At 46.4% G+C, this 9,529-nt stretch carries 7 protein-coding genes; 5 read left to right on the top strand and 2 right to left on the bottom strand.

All coding sequences use genetic code 11. The features are described 5' to 3' along the window. The coding region (locus ACTHMC_RS12450) for a FecR domain-containing protein (protein WP_440413452.1) at window positions 1-755 on the bottom strand (755 nt) is incomplete at its 3' end. Between the two features lie 65 nt (window positions 756-820). Continuing rightward, window positions 821-1,417, bottom strand: coding sequence for an RNA polymerase sigma factor (locus tag ACTHMC_RS12445; RefSeq protein ID WP_440413451.1), 597 nt, complete (start codon window positions 1,415-1,417; stop codon window positions 821-823). A 101-nt stretch (window positions 1,418-1,518) separates the two neighbouring features. Here ACTHMC_RS12445 and ACTHMC_RS12440 point away from each other — a divergent pair, with 101 nt between their 5' ends. The 5 genes from ACTHMC_RS12440 to ACTHMC_RS12420 all read left to right on the top strand — a co-directional run. After that, window positions 1,519-2,895: a TlpA family protein disulfide reductase gene (locus ACTHMC_RS12440; protein WP_440413450.1), complete on the top strand. Its 1,377-nt coding sequence runs from the start codon at window positions 1,519-1,521 to the stop codon at window positions 2,893-2,895. 135 nt (window positions 2,896-3,030) lie between these two features. Then, entirely contained in the window at window positions 3,031-6,354 is a 3,324-nt protein-coding gene (locus tag ACTHMC_RS12435) for a SusC/RagA family TonB-linked outer membrane protein (RefSeq protein WP_440413449.1), read from the top strand. 11 nt (window positions 6,355-6,365) lie between these two features. Beyond that, window positions 6,366-7,799: a RagB/SusD family nutrient uptake outer membrane protein gene (locus ACTHMC_RS12430; RefSeq protein ID WP_440413448.1), complete on the top strand. Its 1,434-nt coding sequence runs from the start codon at window positions 6,366-6,368 to the stop codon at window positions 7,797-7,799. A gap of 16 nt (window positions 7,800-7,815) precedes the next feature. Then, window positions 7,816-8,529 carry a DUF4843 domain-containing protein gene (locus tag ACTHMC_RS12425; RefSeq protein WP_440413447.1) on the top strand — a complete coding sequence of 238 codons (714 nt, stop codon included), beginning with the start codon at window positions 7,816-7,818 and terminating at the stop codon, window positions 8,527-8,529. Between the two features lie 15 nt (window positions 8,530-8,544). Further along, window positions 8,545-9,529: PKD-like family lipoprotein (locus ACTHMC_RS12420; protein WP_440413446.1), on the top strand; the 985-nt coding region annotated here is incomplete at its 3' end.

The following is a 9,529-nucleotide window of genomic DNA, read 5'->3' as shown; positions in this document are numbered from 1 at the left end:
GCTCTTCCGATCTGGATGTTTACAATAAAAGGTTTGCTTTCATTCTTTGCTATCTCAAAATAGGCTTCACCGGTCAGGGTGACTTTTCGGAGATCTTTGCTGAAAGCGATAGGATAGGTGATACTGGTACCTGAATTCAGGATAACGCTCGTGCCATCCTGTAATACGATCTTGTATTTTCCTCCGTAAGGCGTGGTAATGGTATTGTAGCCCCCGGCTTCTCCCTTTATGTCCACCGCTTCATACAGCAACTGCCCGTCTGCCTGTTTGGTAATGACCAATCCTGCTTCAGTGGCAATTTTTCCGTTATCGGCGTCCGTTAATGAGATCACTTTACCGTCTGCCAATGTCAATGTTGCTTTGTTGCCACCGGCTTGTATATCGGTCTTTTGTGCTACCGGAAGTGCTGGAGCAGGTTCTGACTTTCTCAGCAGGTAAAATCCAATAACCGAAATGCCGGTCACCAGTATGGCTGCTGCAGCCCACCTTCTCCATCCAAAGGAGCCGGTTAAAACAGCAGGTGGTTTGTGCTCCCTGTCTGACCGGAAAATGGCCTCCAGTATCTGCTGTTTTTTTTCGGGGACCAGGTCCTGGAGGTTCCTGGCAGTTTGGTAAGCGGTGAAAATTTCACTTTTGGCAAAGTCCTCATTGGCAGGATCCTGGATAAGCAGGAGCATTTCGGCATGCTCCTCTCCGGTGGCCTCTTCGGCCATTAACCTGTTCAGTAAATAGGCCAGCCGCTCGTGTTTAATCATTATATTCTGATAAAGGTTTATTTACTAGACAATGTCCGAAGCACTTTGGGGGGTAATAATTAAAATTATTTCAGAAAGTGCAAAATAAAAATAAGCGGCAGGTCTTTCATGTGCATCATACAGTAAGCCCGTATGCTTCTCATGGCCTGATCAAGGTTCCATTTTACTGTTTCCGGGGAAACCTGGAGCAATGTGGCGGCCTCCTCCCGCTTTAACTGTTGTTCCTTGATGAGCTGGTAGGTGACTTTTTGTTTCTCCGGTAACCGCGCCACAGCCTGGTGCAGTAGCTGTTGAAATTCTTTGGTATGCATCTCCGTATCAGCACCCTGGCTGGCTTCAGCAACCGAATCCTTCACCATACGGTTATAGTTTGATTTTTCCCGCTCGATACGTTTCAGTTCATTGAAGGTGATATTCCGTGCAATGGTATACAGCCAGCCTTCAAAGTTTCCGATATCACCCAGCGTTTCGCGGTTTTTCCAGATTTTGACGAAGGTGTCCTGTAGTATTTCCTCCGCCGACCATTCATCTTTGGTGATCCTGAGCGCGGTGGTATAGATCCGTGGTCTGTACAGGTCAAACAAAGCAGTAAAAGCTGTTTCATCTCCCTGACGGACCTGCAGTAAAAGCTCTTTGACCATAGCTGTATTACCCGCTTCCATGCGCCAAATATAATATTTATAAATATTCAAGATAAAATACTGGCATGCGCCCCCCCAAGATCTTTCTGTGGTTGTCAATATTCAAAATGTAAACCATCACAATGCAAAAAGTATTCACTGCTATTGTAACACTGCTTTCAACGTACAACGTATACAGCCAGCGGATGATCACTCAAACCCCCGAAGTGGCTGCGTTGAGGACTATCAAAGATTCAACGGAACTGCGTGCAAAATTGAATGAGTTAGGTAATTCCGGATCAGAAAAGGATTATGCTACACTCTATACCTATTACCAGCTTGTAAATGCTCGTAAGGCTGACTCAGTGGGTAAGGTGATTGTGAACAGGTTTCCGAAAGGTGCCGTGGCGCTGGACATCGCATCTGTAAAAATGTTCGGTAAAGACATCGTTCAACAGGAAAAAGTCCTGGCGGAATTAAAAGAAGAATTTCCAGGACAGGATTTCAACAAGTATAATACCTACCTGATAAATAGTTTCCTTGGAGAAAAGAATGCTTCCGGTGCATTTAAATACTTCGACCTGCTTTCCGAACCCGAGCGGACCAGGGCCTTTAATAGTATTGCAGGCTCGGTTATCAATTTTGATGCAGCAGCTGCAGCCGCTTTCCTGGCCAATGAACTATCCAGGAAAGACCTGAAGGAAAGCGATAAAATGAACCTGCTTCAATTGCAAAGCAGTGCTTTATTCAACACAGGGGACTATCAAAAGGCCTTTCAATCAATCAGCACGGTCTATGAGAATACGGCAAGGAAATCGCCTCAATTACAAACTGAATACTACCTGTTGATGAGCAAAACAGGCCGGCACGCTGAAGCGTTGCCCCATCTGGAAGAAGCGATGCTCAACAGGGCCGGGGGAGACAGGCTGAAACAGGAATTGATTGCGGCCTGGCAGGCAGTTCATCCGGGAAAGGATGTGGAGGCATACATGGCAGGGCTGAAAAGGAAAATGAACAATAATGTGCTGCAGGAAGTGGAAAAGACAATGGTGAAAGAAAAAGCTCCTTCGTTTACGGTTTTGAATGAGCAGGGAAAAGAAGTTTCCCTTTCGGACTTTAGGGGGAAAACAATTGTCATTGACTTCTGGGCCACCTGGTGCGGCCCTTGCAAAAGAGCACTTCCGGCTATGCAGGCTACTGTCAATAAATATAAAGATGATCCAGATGTTGTTTTCCTGTTTATTCATACCTGGGAAGGCAAGGGTAAAGACAAGGATGCGAAAGCCGCAGCCAAAAAGTATTTCATGGATAACAATTATAATAACCTGCCTTTGTATATGGACCTCCAGAATGCCAGCAAGGTCAATCCTGCCGTAAGTGCTTTCAAGGTAACAGGAATTCCGGCCAAGTTCGTGATAGACAGGAATGGAAATATCCGGTTCAAAAAAGAAGGATCAGGTATGGATATGGATTACAATGTTGCAGAATTATCAGCGATGATCGATCTGTCCAAAAAATAACTGATAACCCTTTACTCTTATTAAACTCATACAGCAATGAAATAAACTTACGGAAACTCCTGCCTTAACAACCTGCTGCAGGGCCCAACCAACTGCAATCTCAACTTTAAACCAAAACTACTGATGGATTTATCAATGAAAAGGATTTTGCGCCGCATCTTCCAGGTGGCAGTATGCTTCTTGCTTTTGACCCAATGCGTACAAGCGCAAAACATCACACTGTCAAGAAACGATTATACCCTGGATGAACTGTTTTCGGAAATCAGGAAGCAAAGCGGGTATGATTTCATCTTCACCACTCCTCAATTCAACCGTGCTAAAAAAGTAACAGTAAAAACGCTGAGCGCCCGATTGCCGGATCTGCTCAGTGAAGTTTTTGCCGGTCAGCAGATCAGTTATGTGATTAAAAACAATACGATCGTAATTACAAACAACACAGCTCCTGCAAATGCGCCAACCACTCCCGCCAGAAAAGACAATATCATCACGGGTTTTGTTGGAAGTAAGAATGGAAGGGTTGCGATCAGCGGAGTGAATGTAACGGTCAAAGGAACACGCATCACTGTTGAAACGAAGGCAGATGGCCGCTTTGCGATAAATGTACCTGCCGGATCAACGGCTCTTGTATTCACCAGGGTGGGTTACAAAACTCTTGAAGTGCCTTTAGGGCCAAATGCTGATTACGATGTATCCATGGAGGAGGACCAGCAGACCTTGAAAGATGTGGTGGTCACCGGTACCGGGCTCGTAAAAAAAGTGGGGACCTTTTCGGGAGCTGCCACAACCATCACAGGAGCGGAATTGAAGGCCAATAATACCAACAATATTTTCGCTGGTATTGCCGCTTTTGATCCGTCTTTCCGGATCATACAGGACAATATAGCGGGCGGCAATATCAATATGCTTCCCAATATCCAGCTGAGGGGACAAAACCAGCTCCCGAACCTGGGAAGTAATTTCAACCTGGATGTAAACCCCAATCTTCCCCTGTTTGTGCTCGATGGTTTTGAAGTGCCACTGGAGCGTGTGTTCAACCTGGATATGAATATGGTGGAATCGGTCACTTTGCTGAAAGACGCCTCCGCAACTTCCATTTATGGTTCCAGGGGCGCCAATGGTGTGATGGTAGTTACCACCATCACGCCCAGACCGGGAAAGCTGATCGTTTCACTGACCAATGATTTCAGACTGAACACGCCTGTTCTGTCAGGATATGATATGCTGAATGCAGAAGAGAAACTTGATTTTGAAGTGCGCGCTGGCTTGTATAGCAGTGGCGCAAATGGCCGTTTGATGCTGCTGGACGATCAACTGTATAAACTCCGCAGCGATTATGTGGCCCGTGGCATCGATACCAAATGGTACTACTACCCAGTTCAGAATGGAACTTCAAACCGCACTTCACTGAATTTACAGGGAGGGGATGCCGTATTGCGCTACAATGTGCAACTGACCGCCGATCTGATGAGCGGCGTAATGAAAGGGCAGGACCGGAAAAATTACCAGGGAAATATCAACCTCGCTTACAGGGTCAAAAAAATACAGTTCAGCAACAACACCAATATCACACAGACCTATTCAAACGAATCGCCCTACCGTTCCTTTTCGAACTATGTTACCATGAATCCCTACTGGACACCTTATGATGAAAATGGCGTGATGAAAAAGTTCGTGGAAAACGAAGTGTTGTCCAATACCTTATACCAGACTGCCAACCCTTTGTACGATGCAGGGTTGAATTCCATCAACTCCACCAATGCCCTTTCGGTGACCAATAATACCTCCATCCGTTACATGCCGAACAGCAATTTCTTCATTGAAACCAGTCTGAGTGTAAGGCGGGATAAAAGCGGATCGGATCAATTCTTTTCAGGCTTTGATTCGCAGTTTGCCAATTTAACTGATCTGAGCAGAAGGGGGTCCTATACCATTGGCAGCACCACCGGTACCAATATCGCCAGCAACACTGCCGCAAACCTGTTGCTTGATTTTGACCGCCACCAGGTAACACTGGGTGGACGTGCCGCCATAACCAGCAATACCAGGACCACCAACACTTTTGTGGCCGAGGGCTTTCCCTCAGATCAATTGGATAATATTCTGTTTGCGGCGCAGTACCAGCCCAATAGCAGGCCTTCCGGGTCAGAATCCAATATCCGCAACCTTACATTTACCGGGTCAGGCAACTATAGTTTCGACAACCGTTATTTTGTGGATGGCAGCTTAACCCGTGATGGCGGATCTACATATGGAACAGAAAATAAGTTCGGCACTTTCTGGTCTGCTGGTCTCGGTTGGAATATGCACAACGAAAAATTCCTGGAAAACCAGACGCTTGTAAATGTACTGCGCCTCAGGGCAAGTTACGGATACAGGGGCTCCATGAACCAGGATGCTGCCGTTTCTCAATTCAGATACAACCTGGGTACTTCAACAAGTTATTACGGCGCTATCGGTTCTACGCTGGCTGGTATGGCCAACCCCAACCTCACCTGGTCTAAAACCAAGACCATGAATATAGGTGTGAATGCCGTATTGCTGAAAAGCAGGTTGAACATCACTGTAGACGCCTATCGCGATAACACGGCAGGAGCCATCATGGCCGTTACCACCGCACCTTCCACCGGCTTTTCCAGTTATGCCGAAAACATCGGAACCACCCAGAACACCGGCGTGGAGTTTACCATCAATTACCAGATACTGAACAATCCAGGCCAACGGCTTCGCTGGACCATCAACGTTAATGGAGCGAGGAACAAGAATATTCTGAAAGAAATGTCGGACGCACTGAGAATTGCGAACGAAATACTTACACAGAAGAATGCTGCACAGAATGTGCCCAACCAGCAGTTCCAGGTGGGACAATCCATGTCGGCGCTCTACGTGGTGCCTTCTTTAGGTATCGATCCCGCAACAGGTTGGGAGGTGTTCAGGACCCTTACAGGTGAACGTACATATGTTTGGTCTGGCACCGATAAAATTTCAGTAGGGGACACCAACCCTAAATGGAACGGCAATTTCGGATCTACACTCATGTACAGGGGATGGACGGTCAATGTGAACTTTGGATACAGGTTCGGCGCCAAACTGTACAATACAACACTGCTTAACCGTGTTGAAAATGTGAATCCAAGAAACAATGTGGACAGAAGAGCTTATGAATTGGGCTGGACCAAACCTGGTGATGTAACGCAATACCGGAGGATATCGGCAGTGGCTGCGGGAACACAGCTGACATCAAGATTTGTGCAGACGGATAATACAGTTGTGCTCAGCACCTTCAACATCGGCTACAATTTTGTGAACAATGCGTTCATCAAAAAGATCGGCCTCGCGTCTTTAGACCTGATGGCCGGATTGCAGGATGAGGCCCTTCGTTTCAGTAGCGTTCAATTTGAGCGTGGCACAGCCAATCCATTTTCCAGGGGCTACAACTTCACCTTACGCGCAAGATTATAAACTGAATGAGGATGAAAAATATTAATTATATCATATGCCTGACTGTGTTTATAATGAGCATGGCAGGCTGCAAGAAATTCTTAACGGTACAACCAGCCACTCAACTTACTGAAGAAGAAGCCTTCGCTTCCGAAGTTGGCTTCCGGCAGGCCCTGAATGGCATATATGCACAAGCCGCCAGCCGTGATCTGTACGGTGATAATCTGACAATGGGTTTTGTATCCGCACTGGAACAGGATTACCTGCTGACGGCTGCAGGTGCAACACACCGGGATGCAAAATTATTCAACTATACGGCCGCTACTGTAATGACAACGCTCAATACTATCTGGACGAGTGGTTATAACCTGATAGCAGGTGCCAATAAGATCATCTCCTTCACGGAAAGTAAACGGTCCGTTTTGACTGATGCAGGATATGCTACCTGCAGGGGAGAAGCTTTAGGCATGCGGGCTCTGATGCACTTTGATCTGCTGCGTTTGTTCGGGCCCGAATACAGTGCGGGTCAAAACAAAAAAGCTATTCCATATGTAACCAGGGTAACGCCTTTACCGGTTCCTGCCAGTACTACCAGTGCAGTAGCGGATAGTATACTTAAAGATCTGAAAGATGCTGCTGCACTTCTGATCACTGCAGACCCTATTCTTACCAATTCAAGGTCAAGAAGAAGTATGATGAATTACTATGCAGTAAAAGCACTGGAAGCCAGGGTCCGGTTGTACATCGGTGATAAACCAGGCGCCCGGATGGCCGCCCTGGAAGTCACTACATCCACCCGGTTCCCTTTCGTTACTTCTGCTGCAGCTTCAGCTGCTGCTGCCACACGCGACAGGTTATACCTTCCGGAACTGGTACTGATGTTCCGTGTTCGTGATATTGCCACCTGGGCTGACAATGGCACGTCAACCTATTTCAGATTCTTCACAACTATCAATGACAGGTTTACTACCAACCAGGCTAATTTCAACTCCCTGTATGAAACCACTTCCGGTGGTGCCACTGATCTGCGTTATTTGTATCGTGTGGAACTGGACGGTGGTTTTCCGTTTCCGTCCAAATACTGGCAAACAAGCAGTGTAACTGCTGCCAATACTTTGGATACCAACCGACTTAATCAACTGGTGCCTGTTCTCAGGCTCTCGGAAATGCACTACATACTTGCTGAAACAGCAGGATCTGTGAGTGAAGGTATCGGCCATTTGAATACTGTCAGACAGGTCAGGGGCCTGCCGGCTTTGTCCACTTCCGGAACGGACAGTTACCTGGAAGCAGAAACGCTGAAAGAATACAGGAAAGACCTGTATGCTGAAGGACAGCTCTTTTATTACTACAAGCGCAAGAATGCGATGCGCATGCAGTTCATGACGGCCAATGTGCCATCGCTGGATGTGTATACACTGCCGATTCCTCTGGCGGAACTGGAATATAACCCTACTTATAAATAATAACTATTTAAAACTTATGAGATACTTGATCGTTTTTGCAATGGCTTCCATGCTGTTTGCGTGCAAAAAAGAGAAGGTGCCTTTTTATTCGGAAAAGGATGGGATAGCATTTTATACCAGCACAGATGCAGGGGCGGATTCCACTTCTTATTCATTTGCCTTTAATGTTACACCGAAAGATCGTGATACCGTTTTTTTCAACATGCGGATAGTGGGAAGGAAGGCCGGCCATGATCGCATGGTTAAAGTGGTGGCAGGCCCCGGTACCAGCGCAAGATTGGGGGTTGACTTTTTGTTGCCCGAAGGCGTGCTGCCTGCGGGACAGGTGGAGCTGAAGTATCCCGTGGTATTGTTGAAAACACCGGAAATGGCCACCAGGAGCTTCGATATTGTGGCGGACGTGGCAGAGAACAATGATTTTATTCTCGGCGCTATCGGGCAATTGCCCATATTCAATAATACCACTACCATCAATACACGAAGGGTAAAGGTTACAGTAACTGACAGATTTGTTCAACCCGGGTACTGGCCATCTGTGGAAGGCGTTTTCGGTGCGTTCAGCCAGGTCAAACTGCAGTTTATGATCAGCGTACTGGGATTGAGCGATTATTCAGGGATCAGTTTTGATCAGCAACTAAATTTCCCCGTAAAGCTGCGCCAGGCGTTGGCGGACTATGAAGCATTAAATGGTCCCCTGATCGATGAAAATGGCGTACGTGTAACTTTTTAACCCAATCACATAATCATGATGGAAAATATAAAGAATGCTGGTGTAAGCGTCTTCACTGTATTGATGCTCTTCATTTCATGCACAAAATATGACCAGGGCTATACTTATAATAAGATCGATGATGTAAAGATCTCTACAGATGTGGCCAATGGCAGGTATACTGTAGTGATCAACGATACCCTGAAGATAAATCCCATTATTACTGAAAGTTCGCCCGGTAAGGACGAGTATACCTACGAGTGGCGGCTCCTTGAACAAATCACTCCAAGATTTTGGGTTATTTCAGAAAGCAGGGAGCTTAAGGCTAAAATAGACCTCCCGGCTGCCATCTATTATCTGGGATTCAAAATGACCAATAAGCGCACTGGTCAGATCTATACATACCAGGGCATGGTAACAGTGATCTCTCCGTATAACGCGGGTTACTATGTAACCAGTAATATGGGCAATCAGGGTATGTTATCTTTTGTGAGAGCCAGTGACGATAAGGTCTTTCATTCCGTTCCTGAAGATGTCAACAACAGCAATACCTACCCGGGGCATGCTTTACATGCGGACAATATCGGTAGCCTCCTTTATTATTTTACTGATCAGGGGACCTATCGTTTTACTGCCAATGATTTTGTAGAAAATGGCAGGAATGAAACGGTGATTGATGGTGCAAAAACATTTGATCATGCTCCCGTTGCTATTGTGGATGGGGTATCATCCTGGGATGTGTTCGTGGTTGGCGATGGCGATTTACACGCCGGGGCTGGAGCCACTACCGCTTCACTTTATGGGAATGATTTACTCTTATCCCCTTTCTCCTCGAGGTATGTTGGTGATTATTCGTTATACAGCGGTGTTTTTCTTACATCATCCGTCACCATGTTTTACGATAACAAGCACAAGCGCTTCATGCTCTGTCCCAGCCTCCGCAGGGAGCTGAATGTAGCCTCTGCCACTCCCACAGCCGTTTTTGATATGGCAGATGTGAAAATGACGATGGTTCATTCAG

This window comes from Pseudobacter sp. (genome assembly GCF_051955275.1).
GTDB lineage: Bacteria > Bacteroidota > Bacteroidia > Chitinophagales > Chitinophagaceae > Pseudobacter.
Note: the sequence above shows the minus strand (reverse complement) of the source record. Positions and strands in the feature narration are given on the sequence as shown.